Source organism: Rhodococcus sp. P-2 (assembly GCF_016598535.1).
GTDB classification, from domain to species: Bacteria; Actinomycetota; Actinomycetes; order Mycobacteriales; family Mycobacteriaceae; genus Rhodococcus_F; species Rhodococcus_F baikonurensis.
The window spans coordinates 3,348,504-3,368,749 of record NZ_CP066779.1 but is presented as its reverse complement, the minus strand read 5'-3'; the positions used below and the strand labels follow the sequence as shown (position 1 = coordinate 3,368,749).

The following is a 20,246-nucleotide window of genomic DNA, read 5'->3' as shown; positions in this document are numbered from 1 at the left end:
GGCGCACCCGTCCAGGGCATCACGCCTGTCGCCTGCGAGGGAGTCCCGTTCGTTGGGGGTACTCGAAGGGACTCCCGGTGTGGCCGATTGCGCGCTACCGTCGGCGCAAAGACTGCCTGCACCCGGGAGACGCGCCCATGACACGACGACAGATCCGAGGACTGGGCACCGCCGTGCTCGTCTCGGCCTTCCTGACGGCCTGCGGTAGCGAGGATCCTGAAGGGCCCCGTCCGCAGGCAAGCACGACAACACGATCGGCGCCCGCCGCGGCCTTCGGTGAACCCGAGACCGTCACCGACGGCTTGGACGCGCCCTGGTCGATCGCATTCCACGGCGACACACCACTTGTCAGTGAGCGCGACAGCGCGCGAATCCTCGAACTCGACGCCGGCGGAAACAGCCGCGAGGTGGGAGTCGTCGACGGCGTCAGCCCAAGAGGTGAGGGCGGTTTACTAGGGATCGCAGTACGTGAAAACCGCCTGTACGCGTACTTCACCGCGAACGGGGAGAACCGGATCGAGCGCTTCGACATCACCGGCGATCCCGGAGCGCTTGGTCTCGGGCCGGCCGAGACGATTCTCGACGGACTCGCTTCGGCCAACTACCACAACGGAGGTCGCATCGCCTTCGGTCCGGATGGGATGCTGTACGCCACCGTCGGTGATGCCGGTAGTCGAGACAGGGCTCAGGACCTCGACTCGATGTCCGGGAAAATCCTCCGAATGACTCCGGATGGCGGTGTACCGCAAGATAATCCGTTTGCCGGCTCGCGCGTCTACAGCTATGGCCACCGCAACTCGCAGGGCATAGCCTGGGCCGAGGACGGCACGATGTACGCCAGCGAGTTCGGGCAGGATACCTGGGACGAGCTCAATGAAATCGAAGCAGGCGGAAACTACGGGTGGCCCGAGGTCGAAGGCATTGCCGGCGAGGACGGGTTCATCGACCCGCTCCAGCAATGGTCACCGGATGATGCCAGCCCCAGCGGAATCGCCATCCACGACGGCACGATCTACATCGCCAATCTTCGTGGCGAGCGGCTCCGGGTTGTGCCGCTGACCGATCTCGCAACGGCCGACGAGTTCTTCGTCGACACATACGGACGCCTTCGAGACGTGGCCCTCGCTCCCGATGGGTCGCTGTGGATATTGACGAACAACACGGACGGTCGTGGCGACCCGAACCCCGGTGACGACCGCATCATTCGCGTCCCGTTGCGCTGAGTCGATATACGGCGAACGCAGCACTTTCAGCCGGACGAGCCTGGCCGAGGCCGGTGATTCACTACTATCGCTACGACAGATGACGCGGGCACGGATCGGAGAGACAGCATGGGGACTTGGGGTTCAGGACCTTTCGACAACGACGTAGCGGGCGACCTGCTCAGCGCGATACAGGCGGGTGACTACGACATCGACGATTACGCTCGCCACCCCGACGACGGCTACCTCGATGCCGATGATGCTCAAACAGCCATCGCTGTCGCCGAGATTCTTGCGGTTGCGCACGGGGTTGCGCCGAAGCCCGTGCAGCTGGACGAGATTGACGCCGCGGGGTACGCCGGAACCTTGAGCCCGGAGCAGAAAACCTGGATCCTCAACGCCCTCGAGCGCGCAGTCTCCGACAGCGACACGTCGGAGTTGCACGAGTTGTGGGAAGAGAACGGTCCCGAAGACCTCGAGGCTTGGCGGGCACCGATTCTGAGCAGATTGGCCAGTCTCAAATCGGTGGGATGAGTGTCGCCCGTCGACAGTCTCTCGGTCACTCGGAGTTCGACGACGACAGGCTCTGCTTGACGTACCGGGTGGTGTCGTCGGCGAGAATTTCGGCGAGCCCGCTTTCGATGCCGTCCAGTGCTTGCGCCGCGACATCAGCAGGATCGATCTTCTGTTCGGCCGGTACGCCCGCGGCCATGTCGGTGTCCATGTATGCGACATGGAGTGCCGACACGGAGATTCCGCGCGGCGCCAGTTCTTCTCGAACGGCGTCGCTCATCGCCCATGCCGCGGCCTTCGATGACGCGTAAGACCCCAGTGCGGCAGGATGGAACCAGGACAGTACTGAGAGAACATTGAGTACTGTTCCGCCTCCGTTGTTTTCGATGACGGGAGCAAACGCTCGGGTCACGGCGAGTGGGCCGTAGAAATTGACGTCCATCTCGCGTCGAACGTCATCGATGTCGCCGCTGATCAAGGCCGCGGAGGTGGAGATACCGGCGTTGTTGACCAGCAAGGTCGCATCCGATGCGATTCGGGCCGCCGCCGTGATCGATTCGGCGTCCGTCACGTCCAATTTCAGGGGAATCACGCCGGGCAGGTCGACAGTTTCCGGATTGCGGGCGGCTGCGTACACCTTCGCGCCGCGCTCGACGAGTCCCGCGGCCAAATGCCGTCCGAGTCCACGATTGGCTCCGGTCACAACGGCAACGGTGTTGTTCAGGTCCATGATTTCTCCCAGTGCTGCGGCTAGCGTCGGCTGCTCCGACATTTAGATTATGAATGTAATCTAAGATCGAGTTAAGATAGATGTCAAGTGAAATCCAAGCCGGAGGGATGCTGATGGGCCGCGTATCGCAGCAGCAAGCGGAAGAGAACCGTCGACGCGTCGTGGAAAATGCCGCCCGTCTGTTCCGTGAGAAGGGCACTCACCTCAGCGTCGCAGACTTGATGAAGGCGTCGGGACTGACCCACGGTGGTTTCTACAAGCAGTTCGCGTCCAAGGATGCGCTGATCGACGAAGCTACCGCCCATGCTTTTGCCGAGTTGGCTCAGCTTCACAGTGCGGGGCTCGAAGAGCATGCAGGGCAACGTGACTCTGCCCGGAAAGCTCTGATCGACACTTATCTCTCGGAGGAGCATCGCGACAACCCGGCAGACGGATGCCCCGCTGCCGCGCTCGCCGCCGACATGGCGCGCGAGCCTGCAGACAGCGGGGCCCGTCGGGTTTACACGGAGGGCGTGGGTGATTTTGCCGCAGCCCTGGCTGACGAGGAAGCGGACGGTCTCGTCCGGCTCTCCACCATGCTCGGCGCATTGGTCCTCGCGCGAGCTACGAAGGGATCCCCCCTCTCCGAGGCAATTCTCGATTCCGCGCGAGCTGCGCTGGGTTCGACGGATCGCGAATCGGCGCTGACGTCGGCGACCAAACCCTGACGCAACTTGCCGATCAGAGGGCCTCGAGAGCCCCGGTCATCTTCTTGACTGTCTCGGGTGCCACCTTGGCCTCGAATCCCGCTTTCAACAGTGGGGAGGCGATCTTGGCAGCGCCGTTGAATTCGACGTTCGCTCGGTAGTCGATTTCAGTCGAGTTCGCGCCGATTGCGGTCAAGGTGATGTCGTCAGTACTCGTGGCGGTCTTGTTCTTTCCTTCGAGCACAATGTGATTCGGCTCGTCGGTCACCAAGGTGTACGTCAGTTCGGTGCCGATGCCGAACAGCTTGGACACGTTGTGCCACTGGGTTCCGATACCGATCGGGCCATCCGAGGTCTGGGTGCAACTCTCGGTGCCCGGATCCCACAGTGGGGCGTTGGCGAAGTCGCGGAGAAACGCGGCCGCCTTCTCGATCGGTACTTCGGCGGTGAACTTTCGGGTGACTTCGACCATGTTTCGTGCCTTTCGATTCGGTTTCGTAAGTCTGGATCTCGCGCATCGGGTTCGACGAGACAACGCCGAGCGTCGCGGTCGAACGATCTAGTTGATACCGACGACTTCCTGGGCGATCGCTGCCAGCCTTGCCTGAGCAGCGGAGACAACGCCATGTCGGTTCTTGTGCGCTTCCTCGTACGCGACGATATCTCGCACTTGGGCGGCCTCGGTCAGTTCCTTCACCGCGGAGACGGCCTGCGCGACGTTGAGTTCGTCGAAGTCTTCGATGGGAAGTTCAGTGGGGTCGAGTAGCCCACTCGACTTTCGCACCGAACGGAATACGTCTGCGGCGCCGTCCGCGCCCTCTCGGCGAGTGACCTTCTCTGCGGTGGCAATGGCCGCGTCCCTACTGGCAGACAGCGTTTTCACGGTCACGTCGCCGGCATACGCACCCCAGCTGATCAGCTCACCCAATACCGGCGGCGAGGTGCGAACGGCGTCGATCGCACGGTCGAGGCTGCGAGTGGACCAGGAGACGGGAACGTTCACCAGTCGAATGGCTGCGCCTGTGGCCGCTTGGAAGGGAGTGCGACGCAAAGCTGCCGGGCCCCCGAGCGCCTCTTCGGCCAGGACGGTGGTCAGCCACTCCACAGTCGCCGAGTGCGCGGTGATGAGTCGATCGGCCAATGTGGCGACGGTCTGATCGCCTCCGGCTGTGGCCAGGGCTTTGAGGTAGCGCGAGCGGTCGAGGAGTTGATGTTCGAGCGCAAGGTCACCCAGTACAGCTTCGTCGAAAGGTTGGGCCTGTTCGACCATCGCTTTCACTCCTGCTGTCGCTCGCCCGATGAACGGACCGACCAATTCAGGTACGCCATCCAGATCGCGAATTGTGGACTCGATGGAACCGGCCCTTTCACGACCGTTCTCTGCGTTTTCCGTGAGTTCGCGTCGAACGGCTTCGGTTCTGGCCTGAGCGACGCGCGTTTCGGCGACCTGGATCTCGGCGTGCGTCAGTCCGAGGAGGATGCGTAGCTGCGTGATCAAGGCGGACGTGGTTTCGGAGTTGCTCATAACGGGGTCGTCCCTTCGTCGGTGCGTGCTTTACATGATGTTCAGCTTCTGCTCGACGAGTGCTCCGCGGGTCGCGGAGCCACCGCCGCTACGCGGGCTACCCCGACCTACCGCGTGGTAACCACAACGAACGAGTGAGGTCGACTTACCGGGAGTCGTTGCCTGGACGAGTGAGATGCAGGCCACTTCGAGGTTTCGATTCCGATAGGCCGAACCGGTGCGCAATGCAGGACCCGACGACGGCGTCACCGGTCAACCGTTGTCGAGACCGGCGGCGATCCCCTGGGGAGCGATTCTGGTTCAATTTCGCTTTTCCGTTGCACGGGCCACGTGCAGTTCGATCCCCACGATTCCTCGCAGCTGCGCGTCGATGAAGTTCGGCGGCGCATCGGTGACGGTCCATTCGTTCTCACGGTCGGCTTCATGTCGGGCGGCGACGTGCGCACGCAGCCACTCTGAAATATCGGCGAGCCCGTAGTTGTCCAGCCGCACTACGGTGCGAATCCGAATTTCTCGCTTCTCGACGAAACTACCGGCGACGGCTGGATCGATAGGATCGGTTCGAGCGAGCGACGAAGGGTGTAATTGTGGCGAGGGCGGTTGTTGTCGGTGCGAGCCCAGGTCTTGGTCGTGCGTTGATCGAGGGATTGCGGAGCGATGGCCACGATGTTCTCGGCATCTCGCGTCGGCGCCCTGGCGGGTTCGACGTCTCCGAGTGGATCGAAGCAGACTTGACCGACCCTGTTAGGGCAGCGAACTCGATCGATCAGGAGCTTGTCGGGGGTGTAGACACACTGATTTGCAACGTCGGAATCTGGGAAGGCGGCGCCTTCACTTCCGACTATGCGTTCACAGATCAATCCGACGTCGACATGCTGGAAATGATCAATGCCAACATCACGGGCACGATTCTTGTACTCAAGCGCCTGATCCCGCGAATGATCGGCCGTCCTCGACCTCGGATCATCTTGACCGGGTCCACCTCGGGACTCCCGCGAAGCGGTAGGCCGGAGGTTGCGTTCGGTGCATCGAAGTTCGCGATCAACGGCATTGCCGACGCGTTGAGAGAGGGCTATCGGAAGGACCGACTCGCAGTGACTGTCCTGCATCTCGGATATCTCAATACAGAAGACGGGCTCGACGTGCCCCGAGACGTCGCTGCGGCCAGGGGAGAGGGATCTCTGGTCCCGGTGCATGACGTTGTGGATACGGTGCGCACGATTTCGAGTTTGTCGGCTTCGTCGTCGATGCGGGAAGTAGTCCTCACTGCGATCGACGATCAGCGATTCTGACCCAGGATTGTGAACCTTTGCCGTGAATCTGTTTGTCGAACAGACGTATTCAGAGGTTTTACCCATAGATCAGGAGGTAAGCTCCTGCCGCATACACGACGGTAAGCCCCGTCAGGAGCCATGCCATGTACGGCCGGATGTAGAGGCGCCGCAGGCGGTGCAATCGCAGGGAAGATCGTAAGAACGCGCCTACGGAGCCGAGCAGCAACACGAGGCTCGGGACGAAGACCGCCAGTCGGCGATCTTTCTGTGAGCACAGCAAGGTGTCGGTGCCGAAGCATTCGCCTCGTCGTGAGCCCAACCACACGATCGCGATAACCAATACTGCGGTAGCCAGAACGACTGACAAGCCGTACGTCAGGGTTCGCCTGTCGATCTTTCGCTCTCGACGCTGAATTACATCTGGTGCGTCAGAACTGTCGGTCATCACACCCCCTCGTGAACTTCGCACCTTACTTCGTGGATCGCCGGTGGGAGAGGGCGTACAGCACAACTCCGACAGCCAAGAGTAATGATGCGCGCAACCATGTCGCGGCGCTCTGCTGGGTGAGCAACGCAACGCACGTACCGAGGGCGAGGATCGGAAAGATGATCGGCGTTCGGAAGTGTTTGTGTTGCACTACGTCACGACGTAGAACCAGGACCGCGATGTTGGTGCTGATGAATACGAAAAGCAGCAGGAGTACCACCGTCTCCGCCAGGGCTGACAACGAGCCGGTGACGCACAGAGCCATGGCAACGGCGGTGGTCGCGATGATCGCCACCCAAGGGGTCCGGCGTCGCGGCAGCACCCGCGCGAATACGCTGGGGAGCAAGCCTTCCGACGCCATTCCGTACGTGAGCCTGCTCGCCATGATCATCGTCAGCAGTGCGCCGTTGGCGACGGCGACCAGAGCGATCAGGCTGAACAGGCGAGGAGGAACGCCGACGTCGGCGGCTGACACCACCGCCAGCAAGGGGCCGGAGGACGCGGCGAGTTCGTCTGCGGGCAGGACCACCGAGACAGCCAGGCCGACAAGGACATAGGCGGCGCCGGCCGTCAGCAAGGCTCCGAAGAGTGCACGCGGGTAGACCTTGCTCACGTTCTTCACTTCTTCGGCGACGTTCGCGGACGTTTCGAAGCCGACGAACGAGTAGTACGCGAGCAATGCAGCGGCCAACACGGCGAGTGCAGGTGACCGACTGTCGTCGAACTCGACGACGCGGCTCAAGGTTCCGTCGCCGTGCCCGAGAACTATGCACGCGAGGACGACAACCAGGACAAGTCCGGTGACCTCCACGACTGTCATGACGACATTTGCGCGCATCGACTCCTTGATGCCTCTGGCGTTGAGAAGTCCCACCAGGAGAAGGAAGACGAGCGCGGCGGGAACGGTCGGGACGTCGACGAAGGCTTTGAGGTAGTCACCCGAGAATGCGAGGGCGAGCCCTGCTGCGCTCGTTACACCGGCCGCCAGCATCGAGAAGCCGACGAGGAACGAGATCAGTGGTTTCCGATACGCCCGTTGGGCGAACACTGCTGCGCCGCCCGCTCGCGGATATTTGGTGACCAGTTCGGCATACGACGTTGCGGTCAGCAACGCCATGACCAGCGCTACGAGCAGTGGTACCCAGACGGCTCCACCGACTTCACCGGCGATGACGCCCACCAACGCGTAGATTCCGGCGCCCAGAACGTCTCCGAGGATGAACACGAAAAGGAGTGGGCCGGTGATAGCCCGAGTGAGAACGTTCATACCGCCGCCTTCATCGCGGCGTGCGGTTTCGTCCACGTTCTCAGCACTCGCGGCGCGTCGCATATGCAAGGTTCGTCCTGTCTTCATGGTGACGTGCCGCCACCTCAGGAGCAGTCATGTACCCAATGACAGAAATTTCAAACAACAGATCAAACGTGGACAGTGGCCGTGCAGTTCAGATCGCGCGCCTTCCCGTGCTTTCCTTGTATATGAGTAGCAGTGCGTGAATTGCAGAAGTAGTGACTGGAGGACGACGTGGCCGAAGCGACGGTTGCCGCAGTGATGGACGAGCTTGCTGCGCTCGAGGATCCGAAGGCGCGTGCGGTGAACGAGAAGCACGGTGACGACCACGGCGTGAACCTCACGAAGCTGCGCGCTGTTGCGAAGCGATTGAAGACTCAGCAGGAACTCGCACAACAGCTTTGGACGACTGGCGATACCGCCGCGCGGCTGCTGGCCCTTTTGATCTGCCGCCCGAAGGCGTTCGGGAGTGACGAGTTGGACGTCATGTTGCGTGAGGCCCGTACTCCCAAGGTGCATGACTGGCTCGTCAACTACGTGGTGAAGAAGAACCCGAACGCCGAGGAGTTGCGCGTGGCCTGGACCGCTGACCCCGATCCCGTGGTCGCGAGCGCCGGCTGGGCCCTGACTACCGAGCGCGTAGCGAAGAAGCCCGAGGGCCTTGATCTTTCAGGATTGCTCGACGTCATCGAGGCGGAGATGAAGGATGCCCCTGACCGCCTGCAATGGGCGATGAACCATTGCCTGGCCCAGATCGGGATCGACCATGCCCAGTACCGTGCCCGGGCAATCGACATCGGTGAACGTCTGCGAGTGCTCGAAGACTACCCGACGCCCCCGAACTGCACCTCGCCGTTTGCGCCCATCTGGATTTCGGAGATGGTGCGACGACAGAGCGAGAAGTAGGTCAGCTAGCGCGACGTTCGGACAGCGGCAGTGTTGCGACGACGGGAATGTTGCATCGCATCGTTCGGGTGTACGCCACGATCGGGATCGTCGTTCCGATGCTCGGTGTCGCGACCGCCGTCAATCTGGGGGTACTCGGTGACCTGTGGATCCTCACCTCGATTGCACTCACCGTCGTTGCTGCCGTGATACTCACCGCGGTAGTGATTCCTGCCCAACGGCTGACGATGGCTGCGATCGACGGAACCGGGACCGGTGTGGACGTCGCAACGCGGCTGACCCGTCGACTGGGTACTTCGACGGGAATCTTCAATCTGCTGTGGGTCGTTGTCGTCGTCCTGATGATCTTTCGGCCAGGATCGACAACCGGCGTGTAGTCCGAGGTGATTTTCACGTGTCGGTGACAGCGGAGCTTGACCTTGACACAGTGACAAGGACTCCAATGGTCGACGAAGGAGGTGGTTGTCGTGAACACAACCAACCACGGTGGGCAGAATGCTCACCTCGTCGACGCACTGGCCGCAGCCGACCCCTCGGTTCGGCTGCGAGCCGCGCTCGCCGCCGGCACACGCCCGGACCCTGAGCTGACGAATGCCCTGGTCGATCGGTGTGCCGTCGAGCCGGACTTCTTCGTCCGCGACATGTTGACCTGGGCATTGTGCCGCCTGCCGGCCGAAATCACGGTGCCGCAGCTGATTCGTGAGCTCGGGACCGACGGTTCGCAAGCCCGCAGCCAGGCACTCCACACCTTGTCCAAGATCGGCGATCCGATCGCGTGGCCCGAGGTCTCTGCGCTGGTTCACGACCAGGACGACGAAGTCGCGCGCAGTGCGTGGCGTGCGGCCGTGGCTCTCGTGCCCGTTGGAGGTGAAGGTGCACTCGCGACCGATCTGGCCACAGAACTCGGACGGGGTGAACTGCAGATGCAGCTCAGTCTCAGCAGAGCTCTGACAGGGCTCGGCGAGGCTGTACTTCCGGTGCTCGACGCGGCCGGCGCAAGCACGAATCCGCGTGTTCGGGCGCATGCTGATGCTACAAAGCAACTCTGGCACGACCCCGACGGTGGGTTCGCTCTCTCGCACGAGTTGGCGAAGCGCGTCGCGGCAATCGGCCCGGACGCGTAGGAAGGGGAGACGGATGTTGATCGGCGAGGTCTCGCGGCGCTGTGGTGTCAGCACACGGATGCTGCGTCACTACGACACATTGGGGCTGGTGAAGCCGACGGGCCGCACGTCCGGCGGTTACCGCGAGTACTCCGCCGACGACATCCGTCGACTCTTCCACGTCGAAAGCCTGAGGACGTTGGGGCTCTCGTTGAACGAAGCCAAGCGTGCACTGGACGAGCCGGGCTTCGCCCCAGCCGATTTGGTGGGTGAACTCATGCAACACACTCGTCAACGGATCGCGGCGGAGGAGGAATTGCTGACCAAACTCGAAAGGGTCGACGCCACTGCCCCTTCGGAGTGGGACGACGTCCTGCGCATGGTCTCGCTGTTGCGTGCACTCGAATCCGAGTTCGCCGCCCACCGTCAGCAAGCGATCCTGTCGCAGGATGCGAATGCGGCATTGCCCGTCGACGCACTCGTCGAAGCCATCCTGTCGGAGAAGGATGCCAACGTGGCGGGTGCGTTGCAGTGGGCGTTGGCGAGGACCGAAGGTGCGGGCCTTGCAGGTCTCACGAAGGGGCTCGAATCGGAGGACGTCGAGGTTCGACGCCGCGCGACGTCGGCCATATCCGGGATCCACACAGAGGAAGCAACTCGGTCACTGAAGCGAGCTCTCGATGATTCGGACGCGATAGTCCGCGCCGACGCCGCTCTCGCCCTCGGATCTCGCGGAGAGGCCGTCTCGATGCCCGCTCTCCTCGAGATGGTCGCCGACGGGCGACGCGACGTCGAGGCCGGCGAGGTGCTCGGTCTTCTCGCGGAGCACTCACCGACCAGCGGTGAGGTCGTCGATGCCGTGCAGGCAAGGCTCGACGGCACTGACGACGCCCCGACGAGGTTGCGAATCACGCAGGCGCTCGCCGAGATTCCCGGCGTGGCAGCACGCGAAGCGCTCGTCGGGATCGCCAGCGACGACGACAAGACGGTCGCGTCCACGGCGGCGGCGATTCTCGAGATGCGCGATCGAGGACCACGTCGGCGCGAACGACCGCGTATCGGGAGCTGAGACCTTGGGCACGTCTGACAGCGGCAGGGTCAGGCGGTCAAGGCTGCAACGATTTCGCCGCGGCGTTGCCCTTCATCCCTGCGAAGAGCAGGACAAGGAGAACCGCTAGAAACACGACTGTTGAGGCGACAGTCGACACCACAGATCCGAAACCCGTCACGACGCCGATGGTGACCTGCACGCACATTCCCGCTACGGCTGTCCACATCGTCAGGCGCAGAAGCGGACGCGCAATCTGATGGGCCAATCGCCACGCCTCTGGACTCGAGGTCGTCGACTTGGTCCGTATGCCGACAACGGGATTCGGTTCGTCGCCGACGAGTCGCGGCATGAGCCCAGCAACGAACGCGAGGATAAGCGTCGACGACGCAAGTGAGGCCGTCAGACCTAGTAAGTCAGGCGATTCCATCCGTCCAGCCCCCAATCGGCAGATTTGACTCAGCGGACGGTGCCGCCGGGACACGTCCGACTGTATGCGAACGAAGGCATGTACAGCTGTTCGGGTGACGCGATTTCGGGCCTTGCCGGATGAGTAGGGGCCACGTTCTCGGACCGTTGTCAAAACAAGCCCTAGTGCGGATCACCTACGCAGAAAAGGTTTCCCGCCGGATCCGCGAGAACGTCCCAAGTCGATCCACCCACTTCGTGGCGCTCGACGTGGGCCGCGCCTGCCGCGACGAACGCAGCGACGACCTCGTCTCGTGGAGGATCGTGCGACTCGAGGTCGAAGTCGAGGTGAAGCGTATTCCTTTGGCTGCGAGCCTGATCGATTCGTTGGAAACCGAGAGTGAGCGGGAGATCCGGGGCCGTCACCGTGAGGAAGTCTTCGTCGCCGTCAATGCTCGCGTTGCTGAATCGCTCCGACCACCAGGTGGCCAACGATCGGGCGTCCGTTGCATCGAACGTAACCATGGCCAATCGCACCATCCCACACCAACCTCTGTACACGTGAATGCCTTTCGAACGATCTTAGGCAACGCCTCGCACCTGCTGCGGAGTGATCAGCGGATAGTGTCTGCTTTCGTGGTGGATCAACGGCGAAAGAGTGTGCGACGCAGGTACCTGAGCCTTGGCATGGGAGAGTTGGCAGCCGCGGCCGTATTCGCCGCTGTGGCTGTCGGCGTCGTGACTCCTCGCCTCGAAGGTCCGCAAGACCCCGCTGCACTGTGGTCGGCGCTGTCCCCACTGCTTGTGATCCTCGTGCAAGCAGGTGTCTATTGGCTGCTTGCACGGGGCTGGATCGAGGTGGAGCCGATGCCGGCCCGCCTCGCAGCGCTTTACCGCGTGTTTCAGGTCCTCGATGTTCTCCTGTTGGCGATAGCTCTTCTCGGCGTTGTCATCTGGTTACCAGATCACTCCGGCACGGCGGTGGGCGTCCTGGCGGTGTGGGCTTTCGGCGTCGTCGAGTACGTCAATTACTTCGTGGCTCGTCTCGCCTATCCGCTGCGGCGGTGGCCTTTCGAGGTCGGCAAGTGGCGGAGGCCCCAACTTGTGCGCGACCTGAACTCGGCACGCTGATACCGGCAACCAAGTTGTCTTTGCTGCAACGGCAAAATTTGATGCGGGATCGGAGTGGAACCGGAAGAATCGACCCTGCTCGTCCAGGAAGCCTCTTGACCGTTCGTCGCGGAGGAAGGAGAACCGCCATGGCTACGTCGCGTCGCAGCCGCCGTGATGTCCCACCGCCTCGGGCGGGAAACAGCGAGGCAGCCACGCTACGAGCGTTTCTCGACTACCTCCGTGATTCGATTGCCGCCAAGGTCGAGGGTGCTCCGGAACCTCAGGTGCGCAACACAGTTGTTCCGTCGGGAACAACCTTGCTCGGGCTGACCAATCATCTGATCTTTGTCGAGCGGGCGATGTTTCTCGCCGAAAACGTGACGGATTGGAAGGCGACCTTTCAGCCGTCATCGGAAGAAAGCGTGGACGATGTCGTCCGTCGCTATCGCGAGACGGTCGAGCGCGCCAACGCAGTTCTCGACGGATGCACAGATCTTGCCGCACCCATCCCGCGACCAGGGGCGAAACGACCCGCTCCCAGTGTCCGTTGGGCGCTCGTGCACATGATCGAAGAGACCGGACGCCATGCCGGGCACGCTGATATCCTCCGCGAACTGATCGACGGTTCGACCGGCCGGTGACATCGCAACACCCGATAGATCCGCCGCTGCAACTGGCAGATCCTGGGCGACAACAGTGGCGGTGAGGTCGTTCGTCTCGCCGACAGCTTCCGCGCTTTCATCGAGGTGAATGTCCACGACTGAAATCGGGGCCTACGGGAACCGGGTCGGTCGCTCCGTCGGGAGTTGTTACTTCCCAGCGCAGTTCGGATGCAGTCGGGGAAATGAGCGTGTGGATCCACTCGGCGACGACACCGACGATAACTTCCTCCAGTTTCGCGTGCGACCACTCTAGCGGCCGAGTAGGAACCGGCGGTTCCCAGCCTTTCTCGCCCCAGATCACGCCGAATAGCTCTCTCTCGTCACCGATTTGCTGATTCAGGCTGAATGCGTCGGAACCCTCGAATCGTGCCCAGACGCCGAATGTTCCCTCGCCGTCTTGGTCGAGCGAGACATCGATGACAATGCCTTCGGTATGTGCGGTCGCCGTGGCGCGCATCGCCGCCAGCCGGCTTTCGACCACCGACGATGCAGTGTCGAGGACAGATCTCAGCGCGTCACGGTACTCGGCAGACTCCATCGGTACAGGATATAGAATTTCAGGCAATCGACTTCGAGTCAGAGCGCCCCCGACATGGCCGCCCATTGAAGAAGAACGACCGTCTTGCCGTCGACGATTTCTCCGCCGGAGATCATGTCGAGTGCCGTCTCGAACGGCAACTCCAGGACTTCGATGTCCTCACCTTCGTCCGGCACCCCGCCACCACTGCCGGTTCTGTCCGCCGGAGTGTATCGGCCGGCGTAGAAATGCACTCTCTCAGTGACGGATCCGGGGCTCATGTACAGATCGAACAGATGCTGGACCTCACCGATTGCGACGCCAAGCTCTTCGCTCGTCTCTCGCCGAATGGCTACTTCCGGTGTGTCGGAATCGAGCAAACCGGCTGCGGTCTCGATCAACATTCCGTCGGGGTGTGCGTTGACGTAAGCGGGAAAGCGGAATTGCTTCGTCAACAGGACGGTGCGCCGTTCGGGGTCGTACAGCAAGATCGTCGCGCCGTTCCCACGGTCGTAGGTTTCCCGTTGCTGTGTCTCGAGAGTGCCGTCCCTTCGCCGATACGTGAAGGTGCTGCGACGCAACACATGCCAACCGTCCGAGGTGACCTCGACTCGTTCGACCTCGACATTCGGATTACCGTGCAGCCCGAAGCCTGTTCGGTCGAGGCCGGTGCGACCCCGGCTGTCCGGAATGTCGACGCCGGCACATCCCACCGTTGCAGTTGGGTGTATCTGCCTGTCGCTGTCAGGTTCGGTCATGTCATCCACCGTAGCGAAGATCGGTCCCTCGGCGTTATTGGGCAACAACAGTTTCAGAGGTTGAGCGCCGTCATGACAGAACCTCTCGGCTCAACTGAGAAGTCCCGCCCCCGTCCGGAGACGGGAGCGGGACTCGGGTATCGGCGAACTGGACAGTGCGTCAGACAGCTTCCTTTGTCGCCTGTGCTGCGAGGGTGAGCGCGATGTCGACGATCATGTCCTCCTGGCCACCCACCAGACGGCGGCGTCCGGCTTCGAGCAGCAGTGTGCGAACGTCGATTCCGTAGCGCTCCGACGCAGCCTCGGCGTGGCGCAGGAAGCTCGAGTACACGCCTGCGTAGCCGAGTGTGAGGGTCTCCCGATCGACGCGGACCGGCCGGTCCTGCAGTGGACGGACGATGTCGTCGGCAGCATCCTGCAGGGCGAACAGGTCGCAGCCGTGCTCCCACTCCTCGATGTTCGCAACGGCGATGAAGGCCTCGAGGGGGCAGTTACCGGCGCCGGCGCCGTGACCGGCAAGCGAAGCGTCGACGCGTGTGACGCCGTTCTGCACTGCAACAACGGAATTGGCAACCGAGAGTGAGAGATTCTCATGGGCGTGGATACCGATTTCGGTGCCCTCGTCGAGGATGTCGCGGTACGCGCGGACACGATCCGCGACGTCGTTCATCACCAGACGTCCACCCGAGTCGGTGACGTAGACGCAGTGCGCGCCGTACGACTCCATCAGCTTGGCCTGCTTCGCCAGTTCTTCGGCAGGAGCCATGTGGCTCATCATCAGGAAGCCCGAGACGTCCATGCCGATCTCGCGGGCAGTCTCGATGTGCTGCGCGGAGACGTCGGCCTCGGTGCAGTGCGTGGCAACGCGAACCGACCGTACACCGAGGTCGTAAGCATGCTTGAGTTCACTGATCGTGCCGACACCCGGAAGCAGCAGCGTGGTGAGGCGAGCGTGCTCGAGCACCTCGGCCGCAGCTTCGATCCATTCCCAGTCGGTGTTCGACCCGGGGCCGTAGTTGAGCGAGCCGCCGGCGAGGCCGTCACCGTGTGCAACTTCGATCGCGTCGACACCGGCAGCGTCGAGAGCTGTGACGATCCGCTTGACGTCGGTAGGCGAAATGCGGTGGCGGACAGCGTGCATGCCGTCACGAAGGGTGACGTCCTGGACGAAGATCTTGCGGTTGCTCACTTGGTTGCTTCCTTCTGCTGGGCGATGCGCTCCGCGATCTGCATTCCGGCGGACGTCATGATGTCGAGATTGCCGGCGTACGCAGGCAGGTAGTGTGCAGCACCCTCGACCTCGAGGAACACCGACACCTGATGGGTGGGGCGATTGCCGTCGACGAGCAATGTCTCGACCGGCTGGTCGGCCGGGATCTCGGTGATCTGGACTTCCTGCTTGAGCCGGTAGCCGGGGACATACGCGGAGACGTCGCCGACCATTTTCTCGATCGACTGACGGATCTCCTCGTGAACAGCCGGGTCCGGGGCGTCGACGAGGCAGAAGACCGTGTCGCGCATGATGAGCGGCGGCTCAGCGGGGTTGAGGATGATGATGGCCTTGCCGCGGCGGGCGCCGCCGACAGCCACGATCGCCTCGGACGTGGTCTCGGTGAACTCGTCGATGTTGGCGCGCGTTCCGGGACCTGCGGACTTGGAGGCGATGGACGCGACGATCTCCGCATACGCCACCGGCACGACCCGAGAAACGGCGGCAACCATCGGGATCGTGGCCTGGCCACCACACGTCACCATGTTGACGTTGGGTGCATCCAGGTGCTCGTCCGCGTTGACGGCCGGCACGACGTACGGGCCGATCGCTGCAGGCGTCAGGTCGATCATGCGCTTGCCGAGGGGAGCCAGCCGCGCGTTGTTGGCGACGTGAGCCTTTGCCGAGGTGGCGTCGAAGACGATCTCGATCTCGTCGAAGTTCGGGAGACCGATCAAACCCTCGACACCTTCTGCCGTGATCGGCACGTTCAGACGCGCAGCACGGGCGAGGCCGTCCGACGCCGGGTCGATGCCGACCATCGCGCCCATCTCCAGGTAGTCGGAGTTGCGCAGCACCTTGATCATCAGATCCGTGCCGATGTTGCCCGATCCGATGATCGCGACCTTGACCTTGCTCATGCGTTGTCCTCTTCGCTGGAAAAACTGGTGGTGACGGAACCGAACCCGGAGACGGTCACGGTGACTTCGTTGCCTGCGGTGACCGGCGCCATCGGGCCGAGTGCGCCGGACAGGATCACCTGGCCCGCCGTCAGTGGCTGCCCCAACTCGCGTGCCGTGCGGGCGAGCCAGACGACTGCTTCGATCGGATCGCCCAGGCAGGCGGTTCCGACGCCGGTGGACACCTCGGTGCCGTCGACGGACATCGACATGACGACGCCGGCGGGCTCCACCTCGTCGAGGGTCCGACGTTCGGTTCCCAGGACGTACACGCCCGAGGACGCATTGTCGGCGACGGTGTCACCGAACTTGATGTCCCACGACGCGATGCGGCTGTCGCAGATCTCGATCGCGGCGACGGCGTAGTCGATTGCGCCGCGCACCTGCGCGCTGTCGAGAGGTCCGTCCACAAGGTCGGCACCGAGCACGAAGGCAACTTCCGCTTCGACCTTGGGCTGGATCAAACGACTCATGGGGATGGCGCCACCGGCGGGGAACTCCATGTCGGCGTACAGAACGCCGAGGTCGGGCTGGTCGACACCGAGCTGCTGCTGGACTGCCACCGAGGTCAGGCCGATCTTGCGGCCTACGACGACGGCACCCGCCTGCCGACGGATTTCATCGACGCGGCGCTGGACAGCGTAGGCAGCGACGAGATCGTCGGCGCCGATCAGATCGCGCACTGGCGCGCAGGGAGTACCGCTCGCGATGGCGGCTGCGAGGCGGTCCGCAGCAGCTGCGATGTCGGTCTCGCTAGCTGTACTGGTATTCGTGGGCTGGCTCATGACCACTACCTTCGCCGCAGTACCGAGGTTGCGCCAGGGAACTGTCTCACTCAGCGATACGCTGGGCACGTGACTGGCGGCGCAAACCTCGACACCGTGCTGGGCAAGGCGGTGACGATCCTGCGAGCTTTTCGGGCCGACGACCACATGTTGCCTCTGGCCGTCCTGGTCCAACGGACAGGACTGCACAAGGCGACGGTGCACCGCCTGGCCAACGAACTGGTCGCGAACCGACTACTCGACCGCATCGACGGCGGTTACCGACTCAGCGGCGGTCTCTTCGAACTCGGCATGCTCGCCTCTCTCGAACGTAGCCTCCTGGAGATGGCGATGCCGTTCCTCCAAGACTTGTACGAGCGGACCCACGAGACAGTCCACCTGGGGGTCCGTGACGGCCACGACGTCGTGTACGTCGCGAAGATCGGCGGACATCGACAAGCGAACTCCCCGTCTCGGACCGGTGGCCGGATACCGCTGTACTGCACTGCGATCGGAAAGGCACTCCTGGCGTTCTCCGACAGCGATTTTCGCCGCGAAGTGCTGTCGGAACCGATGACCAGGCGCACCCCGCACACAATTGTCGCGCCCGGCATTCTCAACACTCAACTGAACAGGGTTGTCGAGACCGGCATTGCGTTCGAGCGTGAGGAATCGGCGCCTGGTCTTGCGTGTGTCGCGGCTCCGGTATTCGGAACCAACGACAAACCGGTCGCCGCCATCAGTGTCACCGGCCCCACCAGCCGCTTCGTTCCCGAGAGCCAAGTGCCTTACGTTCGCGCGGCTGCCGAAGGGCTACACAGCACGATCGCTCGTCGCGAACGATTGCGGTGACCTCGCCGTCTCGAACTGGACGAGTCCGCTCAGGGCCTGAGGCAGCGGACCCTCGTGCAAGACGCCGAGACGTTGGGTGGCGCGGGTGAGGGCGACATAGAGCTCCGATGCGCCGCGTGGACCGTCGGCGATGATTCGTTCCGGTTCCACCACGAGTACGGCATCGAACTCCAGGCCCTTCGTTTCCGAAACCGGCACGGCGCCGGGCACATCCGCAGGTCCGATGACGATGCTCGTACCTTCGCGCCCAGCCTCGTCCTGATTGAATTCGTCGATGGCGGAGGCCAGTTCGTCGGCCGAGATCTGTCTGGACCACGGCGCGATCCCGCAGGCGCGGACGGACTCGGGTGGTTGGACTCCCGGCGCGAACTCGGCGAGCAATGCGGCGGCGACGCTCATGATCTCGGCCGGCGTGCGGTAGTTCACCGACAGTGATCGGTAGATCCAGCGACCGGGGACATAGGGCTCCATCATCGTCGACCACGAGCGGGCACCGGCCGGTGAACGTCGTTGCGCGAGATCGCCCACCACGGTGAAAGACCGGTCAGGACAACGGCGCATCAGGACCCGCCAATCCATCTCGGACAGTTCTTGTGCCTCGTCGACGACGATATGCCGGTACGTCCAGTCACGGTCTGCAGCAGCGCGTTCGGCGAGTTCCCGGGTATCACGTTCGACGAAGCGGTCAGCCAGGTCCTCGGCGTACAGCATGTCCTGGGCGAGAAGGTGATCCTCGTCGTCCATCAGGTCCTCGCGGCTGATCATCATGTCCAGTACGCCCGCTGCATACGCAGCCTCGTCGCGGCGTTCACGTTCGGCACTCTGGTCGACGGGCTTGTCCCGGCCGAGCATGTCCACCAACTCGTCGAGCAACGGAACGTCCGAGACGGTCCAGCCGTCACCGTCCTGGCGGAGCAGCTTCTCGTCCGCGCCTGCCGCGCGTAGTCGTGCCGGAGAAGTAAACAGCTGTGTCAGTAGCTCTTTCGGAGTCAGAATCGGCCAGAGGGTGTCGAGCGCCGCGGCAAACGCGCTGTTTTCCACCAGCTCTGCGGTCAGGTCTGCCCGCACTTGCTCCCAGGCTTCACGGTCACTGCGTGTCAACCACCCCTTGCCGATCCGCGCTATCGCCCGTTCGGTCAGCGCCCAGGTGAGGATTTCGGTGAACACAGTGCGAGCGTCGTTGTGGGGGAGTCCGCTCGTACGGGCTTCTTCTCGGGCCCACTCCGCGGTTTCGGCGTCGATTCGCACGGTGACGTCTGCCAATTCGATCAACAGCGGGTTCTCGGGTAATCGCTGATGATCGGCAATCGCTGCGCCGAGAACGTCGAGGATCTTCAGCGAACCTTTGAGTTCGGCGGCGGCCGGGGTGTCCTCGGCGGTGACGCGCAGGCCGGGAACGAGATCACCGGTGGTCATGAACACCACGTCGGATTCTCCCAGCGAGGGCAGTACGCGGCCGATGTGGTTCAAGAACGCCGGGTTCGGCCCGACCACGAGAACGCCGTGACGTTCCATCCGCTCTCGCTGCGTGTAGAGCAGGTAGGCGACGCGGTGCAAGGCGACGACGGTCTTCCCGGTACCCGGGCCACCCTCGATCACCAACACCCCTGGGTGCTCGAGCCGGACGATGTCGTCCTGCTCGGCCTGGATCGTCGCCACGATGTCCCGCATTCCTTCACCGCGGGGTGCGTTGACTGCCGCGAGCAGGGCGGAGTCGCTGTGCGCGTCGTGTTCTACGCCGTCGGGGCGTCCGAGTACCTCGTCGGTGAAATCGACCACGCGTCGACTACGGGTGTGGAACTGACGGCGTCGACGCATGTTTTCCGGGTTGGCAGCGGTGGCCACGTAGAACGCGCGAGACGCCGGTGCCCGCCAATCGAGCAGCACCGGTTCGTAGTCGTTGTCCGCATCGAGAAGGCCGATTCGGCCGATGTACGAAGTCTCACCCGACAGCGAGTCCAACCGGCCGAAGCACAGTCCGTTGTCGGCTACGTCCAGCCTTTTCACTTCTTTGGCAAGTGCGCGCACCTCGGCGTCGCGTTCCATGAGTGCCTCGCCGTTTCCGCGCAGAGCGGTGTTGTACCTGCCTTTGACTCGTGCGCGCTCCGCATCGAGGCGTGCGTAGAGCCCCTCCACATAGTTCCGCTCGGATCGCAGTTCTTCTTCGTATCCCTGGGTTGGCACGTGCCCTCACGTCCGCTGGCTGTTCCGATCCCGTAGTCGGTCGTGCGGGATCGGAAG

The 20,246-nt window shown here is 63.0% G+C and carries 26 protein-coding genes; 11 read left to right on the top strand and 15 right to left on the bottom strand.

What is annotated here, in order from left to right; translation table 11 throughout:
- Positions 1 to 137: 137 nt before the first annotated feature.
- Positions 138 to 1,223 (top strand): PQQ-dependent sugar dehydrogenase, encoded by a 1,086-nt coding sequence (locus I7X09_RS16085; RefSeq protein WP_200312986.1) that lies wholly within the window; start codon positions 138 to 140, stop codon positions 1,221 to 1,223.
- A 108-nt stretch (positions 1,224 to 1,331) separates the two neighbouring features.
- Positions 1,332 to 1,736 carry a DUF4259 domain-containing protein gene (locus I7X09_RS16080; protein WP_124567230.1) on the top strand — a complete coding sequence of 135 codons (405 nt, stop codon included), beginning with the start codon at positions 1,332 to 1,334 and terminating at the stop codon, positions 1,734 to 1,736.
- A gap of 25 nt (positions 1,737 to 1,761) precedes the next feature.
- On the opposite strand, the gene I7X09_RS16075 is transcribed toward I7X09_RS16080, so the two are convergent.
- Positions 1,762 to 2,445 carry an SDR family oxidoreductase gene (locus tag I7X09_RS16075; protein ID WP_095971784.1) on the bottom strand — a complete coding sequence of 228 codons (684 nt, stop codon included), beginning with the start codon at positions 2,443 to 2,445 and terminating at the stop codon, positions 1,762 to 1,764.
- Between the two features lie 80 nt (positions 2,446 to 2,525).
- Here I7X09_RS16075 and I7X09_RS16070 point away from each other — a divergent pair, with 80 nt between their 5' ends.
- Complete coding sequence (locus I7X09_RS16070) at positions 2,526 to 3,152, top strand: TetR/AcrR family transcriptional regulator (RefSeq protein ID WP_234036593.1); 627 nt, start codon at positions 2,526 to 2,528, stop codon at positions 3,150 to 3,152.
- A 13-nt stretch (positions 3,153 to 3,165) separates the two neighbouring features.
- Here the strand turns inward: I7X09_RS16070 and I7X09_RS16065 are convergent, their stop codons facing one another.
- From I7X09_RS16065 to I7X09_RS29430, 4 genes are all read right to left on the bottom strand, one after another.
- Positions 3,166 to 3,603, bottom strand: a complete 438-nt coding sequence (locus I7X09_RS16065) for an SRPBCC family protein (protein ID WP_095971718.1) — start codon at positions 3,601 to 3,603, stop codon at positions 3,166 to 3,168.
- 87 nt (positions 3,604 to 3,690) lie between these two features.
- Positions 3,691 to 4,656 (bottom strand): ferritin-like domain-containing protein, encoded by a 966-nt coding sequence (locus I7X09_RS16060; protein ID WP_200312985.1) that lies wholly within the window; start codon positions 4,654 to 4,656, stop codon positions 3,691 to 3,693.
- 30 nt (positions 4,657 to 4,686) lie between these two features.
- Complete coding sequence (locus I7X09_RS16055; protein ID WP_200318147.1) at positions 4,687 to 4,905, bottom strand: hypothetical protein; 219 nt, start codon at positions 4,903 to 4,905, stop codon at positions 4,687 to 4,689.
- 51 nt (positions 4,906 to 4,956) lie between these two features.
- Positions 4,957 to 5,148 carry an FMN-binding negative transcriptional regulator gene (locus I7X09_RS29430; protein WP_234036592.1) on the bottom strand — a complete coding sequence of 64 codons (192 nt, stop codon included), beginning with the start codon at positions 5,146 to 5,148 and terminating at the stop codon, positions 4,957 to 4,959.
- 95 nt (positions 5,149 to 5,243) lie between these two features.
- Between I7X09_RS29430 and I7X09_RS16045 the strand changes: the two genes are divergently transcribed.
- The gene (locus I7X09_RS16045; protein ID WP_200312984.1) at positions 5,244 to 5,948 is read left to right on the top strand and encodes an SDR family NAD(P)-dependent oxidoreductase; all 705 of its coding nucleotides are present in this window, start codon (positions 5,244 to 5,246) and stop codon (positions 5,946 to 5,948) included.
- A gap of 58 nt (positions 5,949 to 6,006) precedes the next feature.
- On the opposite strand, the gene I7X09_RS16040 is transcribed toward I7X09_RS16045, so the two are convergent.
- Positions 6,007 to 6,375 (bottom strand): hypothetical protein, encoded by a 369-nt coding sequence (locus I7X09_RS16040; protein WP_200312983.1) that lies wholly within the window; start codon positions 6,373 to 6,375, stop codon positions 6,007 to 6,009.
- A gap of 25 nt (positions 6,376 to 6,400) precedes the next feature.
- Complete coding sequence (locus tag I7X09_RS16035; protein WP_200317864.1) at positions 6,401 to 7,747, bottom strand: APC family permease; 1,347 nt, start codon at positions 7,745 to 7,747, stop codon at positions 6,401 to 6,403.
- A gap of 192 nt (positions 7,748 to 7,939) precedes the next feature.
- Here I7X09_RS16035 and I7X09_RS16030 point away from each other — a divergent pair, with 192 nt between their 5' ends.
- The 4 genes from I7X09_RS16030 to I7X09_RS16015 all read left to right on the top strand — a co-directional run bounded on the left by I7X09_RS16030 (position 7,940) and on the right by I7X09_RS16015 (position 10,783).
- Positions 7,940 to 8,611: a DNA alkylation repair protein gene (locus I7X09_RS16030; RefSeq protein WP_200312982.1), complete on the top strand. Its 672-nt coding sequence runs from the start codon at positions 7,940 to 7,942 to the stop codon at positions 8,609 to 8,611.
- A 47-nt stretch (positions 8,612 to 8,658) separates the two neighbouring features.
- A complete protein-coding gene (locus tag I7X09_RS16025; RefSeq protein WP_234036590.1) occupies positions 8,659 to 8,988 on the top strand; it encodes a hypothetical protein in 330 nt (109 codons plus the stop codon).
- A gap of 81 nt (positions 8,989 to 9,069) precedes the next feature.
- Positions 9,070 to 9,735 carry a HEAT repeat domain-containing protein gene (locus tag I7X09_RS16020; RefSeq protein ID WP_185564555.1) on the top strand — a complete coding sequence of 222 codons (666 nt, stop codon included), beginning with the start codon at positions 9,070 to 9,072 and terminating at the stop codon, positions 9,733 to 9,735.
- Between the two features lie 13 nt (positions 9,736 to 9,748).
- Positions 9,749 to 10,783, top strand: a complete 1,035-nt coding sequence (locus tag I7X09_RS16015) for a HEAT repeat domain-containing protein (RefSeq protein WP_200312981.1) — start codon at positions 9,749 to 9,751, stop codon at positions 10,781 to 10,783.
- Positions 10,784 to 10,820: 37 nt separating this feature from the next.
- Here I7X09_RS16015 and I7X09_RS16010 read toward each other — a convergent pair whose 3' ends face one another.
- Both I7X09_RS16010 and I7X09_RS16005 read right to left on the bottom strand, forming a co-directional pair.
- The gene (locus tag I7X09_RS16010) at positions 10,821 to 11,192 is read right to left on the bottom strand and encodes an SdpI family protein (protein ID WP_200312980.1); all 372 of its coding nucleotides are present in this window, start codon (positions 11,190 to 11,192) and stop codon (positions 10,821 to 10,823) included.
- Between the two features lie 161 nt (positions 11,193 to 11,353).
- The gene (locus I7X09_RS16005; RefSeq protein WP_200312979.1) at positions 11,354 to 11,695 is read right to left on the bottom strand and encodes a VOC family protein; all 342 of its coding nucleotides are present in this window, start codon (positions 11,693 to 11,695) and stop codon (positions 11,354 to 11,356) included.
- 162 nt (positions 11,696 to 11,857) lie between these two features.
- On the opposite strand from I7X09_RS16005, the gene I7X09_RS16000 reads away from it, so the two are divergent.
- Together I7X09_RS16000 and I7X09_RS15995 are read left to right on the top strand one after the other, a co-directional pair.
- Positions 11,858 to 12,301: a hypothetical protein gene (locus I7X09_RS16000; protein ID WP_200312978.1), complete on the top strand. Its 444-nt coding sequence runs from the start codon at positions 11,858 to 11,860 to the stop codon at positions 12,299 to 12,301.
- Positions 12,302 to 12,429: 128 nt separating this feature from the next.
- Positions 12,430 to 12,924: a DinB family protein gene (locus I7X09_RS15995; RefSeq protein ID WP_200312977.1), complete on the top strand. Its 495-nt coding sequence runs from the start codon at positions 12,430 to 12,432 to the stop codon at positions 12,922 to 12,924.
- Between the two features lie 97 nt (positions 12,925 to 13,021).
- On the opposite strand, the gene I7X09_RS15990 is transcribed toward I7X09_RS15995, so the two are convergent.
- The 5 genes from I7X09_RS15990 to I7X09_RS15970 all read right to left on the bottom strand — a co-directional run bounded on the left by I7X09_RS15990 (position 13,022) and on the right by I7X09_RS15970 (position 17,174).
- Positions 13,022 to 13,483 carry a DUF6389 family protein gene (locus tag I7X09_RS15990; RefSeq protein WP_166809959.1) on the bottom strand — a complete coding sequence of 154 codons (462 nt, stop codon included), beginning with the start codon at positions 13,481 to 13,483 and terminating at the stop codon, positions 13,022 to 13,024.
- 38 nt (positions 13,484 to 13,521) lie between these two features.
- The gene (locus I7X09_RS15985; RefSeq protein ID WP_200312976.1) at positions 13,522 to 14,220 is read right to left on the bottom strand and encodes an NUDIX domain-containing protein; all 699 of its coding nucleotides are present in this window, start codon (positions 14,218 to 14,220) and stop codon (positions 13,522 to 13,524) included.
- Positions 14,221 to 14,380: 160 nt separating this feature from the next.
- Entirely contained in the window at positions 14,381 to 15,361 is a 981-nt protein-coding gene (dmpG, locus tag I7X09_RS15980; RefSeq protein ID WP_042448265.1) for a 4-hydroxy-2-oxovalerate aldolase, read from the bottom strand.
- Between the two features lie 44 nt (positions 15,362 to 15,405).
- Entirely contained in the window at positions 15,406 to 16,350 is a 945-nt protein-coding gene (locus I7X09_RS15975) for an acetaldehyde dehydrogenase (acetylating) (protein ID WP_020909649.1), read from the bottom strand.
- Entirely contained in the window at positions 16,347 to 17,174 is an 828-nt protein-coding gene (locus tag I7X09_RS15970) for a 2-keto-4-pentenoate hydratase (protein ID WP_095971788.1), read from the bottom strand. The genes I7X09_RS15975 and I7X09_RS15970 overlap by 4 nt, the downstream gene beginning before the upstream one ends.
- Before the next feature lie 69 nt (positions 17,175 to 17,243).
- Here I7X09_RS15970 and I7X09_RS15965 point away from each other — a divergent pair, with 69 nt between their 5' ends.
- The gene (locus tag I7X09_RS15965; RefSeq protein ID WP_095971733.1) at positions 17,244 to 18,005 is read left to right on the top strand and encodes an IclR family transcriptional regulator; all 762 of its coding nucleotides are present in this window, start codon (positions 17,244 to 17,246) and stop codon (positions 18,003 to 18,005) included.
- Here the strand turns inward: I7X09_RS15965 and helR are convergent.
- Positions 17,967 to 20,189, bottom strand: coding sequence for an RNA polymerase recycling motor ATPase HelR (gene helR / locus I7X09_RS15960; protein ID WP_200312975.1), 2,223 nt, complete (start codon positions 20,187 to 20,189; stop codon positions 17,967 to 17,969). The two genes, I7X09_RS15965 and helR, sit on opposite strands and share 39 nt — an antisense overlap.
- Positions 20,190 to 20,246: the final 57 nt, after the last annotated feature.

Bases quoted from the DNA above. Each gene is read 5' to 3' on its own strand.
- I7X09_RS16085 (WP_200312986.1), top strand. From the start codon at position 138: ATGACACGACGACAGATCCGAGGACTGGGCACCGCCGTGCTCGTCTCG.
- I7X09_RS16080 (WP_124567230.1), top strand. From the start codon at position 1,332: ATGGGGACTTGGGGTTCAGGACCTTTCGACAACGACGTAGCGGGCGAC.
- I7X09_RS16075 (WP_095971784.1), bottom strand. From the start codon at position 2,445: ATGGACCTGAACAACACCGTTGCCGTTGTGACCGGAGCCAATCGTGGA.
- I7X09_RS16070 (WP_234036593.1), top strand. From the start codon at position 2,526: ATGTCAAGTGAAATCCAAGCCGGAGGGATGCTGATGGGCCGCGTATCG.
- I7X09_RS16065 (WP_095971718.1), bottom strand. From the start codon at position 3,603: ATGGTCGAAGTCACCCGAAAGTTCACCGCCGAAGTACCGATCGAGAAG.
- I7X09_RS16060 (WP_200312985.1), bottom strand. From the start codon at position 4,656: ATGAGCAACTCCGAAACCACGTCCGCCTTGATCACGCAGCTACGCATC.
- I7X09_RS16040 (WP_200312983.1), bottom strand. From the start codon at position 6,375: ATGACCGACAGTTCTGACGCACCAGATGTAATTCAGCGTCGAGAGCGA.
- I7X09_RS16035 (WP_200317864.1), bottom strand. From the start codon at position 7,747: ATGCGACGCGCCGCGAGTGCTGAGAACGTGGACGAAACCGCACGCCGC.
- I7X09_RS16025 (WP_234036590.1), top strand. From the start codon at position 8,659: ATGTTGCATCGCATCGTTCGGGTGTACGCCACGATCGGGATCGTCGTT.
- I7X09_RS16015 (WP_200312981.1), top strand. From the start codon at position 9,749: ATGTTGATCGGCGAGGTCTCGCGGCGCTGTGGTGTCAGCACACGGATG.
- I7X09_RS16010 (WP_200312980.1), bottom strand. From the start codon at position 11,192: ATGGAATCGCCTGACTTACTAGGTCTGACGGCCTCACTTGCGTCGTCG.
- I7X09_RS16005 (WP_200312979.1), bottom strand. From the start codon at position 11,695: ATGGTTACGTTCGATGCAACGGACGCCCGATCGTTGGCCACCTGGTGG.
- I7X09_RS16000 (WP_200312978.1), top strand. From the start codon at position 11,858: ATGGGAGAGTTGGCAGCCGCGGCCGTATTCGCCGCTGTGGCTGTCGGC.
- I7X09_RS15995 (WP_200312977.1), top strand. From the start codon at position 12,430: ATGGCTACGTCGCGTCGCAGCCGCCGTGATGTCCCACCGCCTCGGGCG.
- I7X09_RS15990 (WP_166809959.1), bottom strand. From the start codon at position 13,483: ATGGAGTCTGCCGAGTACCGTGACGCGCTGAGATCTGTCCTCGACACT.
- I7X09_RS15985 (WP_200312976.1), bottom strand. From the start codon at position 14,220: ATGACCGAACCTGACAGCGACAGGCAGATACACCCAACTGCAACGGTG.
- dmpG (WP_042448265.1), bottom strand. From the start codon at position 15,361: ATGCACGCTGTCCGCCACCGCATTTCGCCTACCGACGTCAAGCGGATC.
- I7X09_RS15975 (WP_020909649.1), bottom strand. From the start codon at position 16,350: ATGAGCAAGGTCAAGGTCGCGATCATCGGATCGGGCAACATCGGCACG.
- I7X09_RS15970 (WP_095971788.1), bottom strand. From the start codon at position 17,174: ATGAGCCAGCCCACGAATACCAGTACAGCTAGCGAGACCGACATCGCA.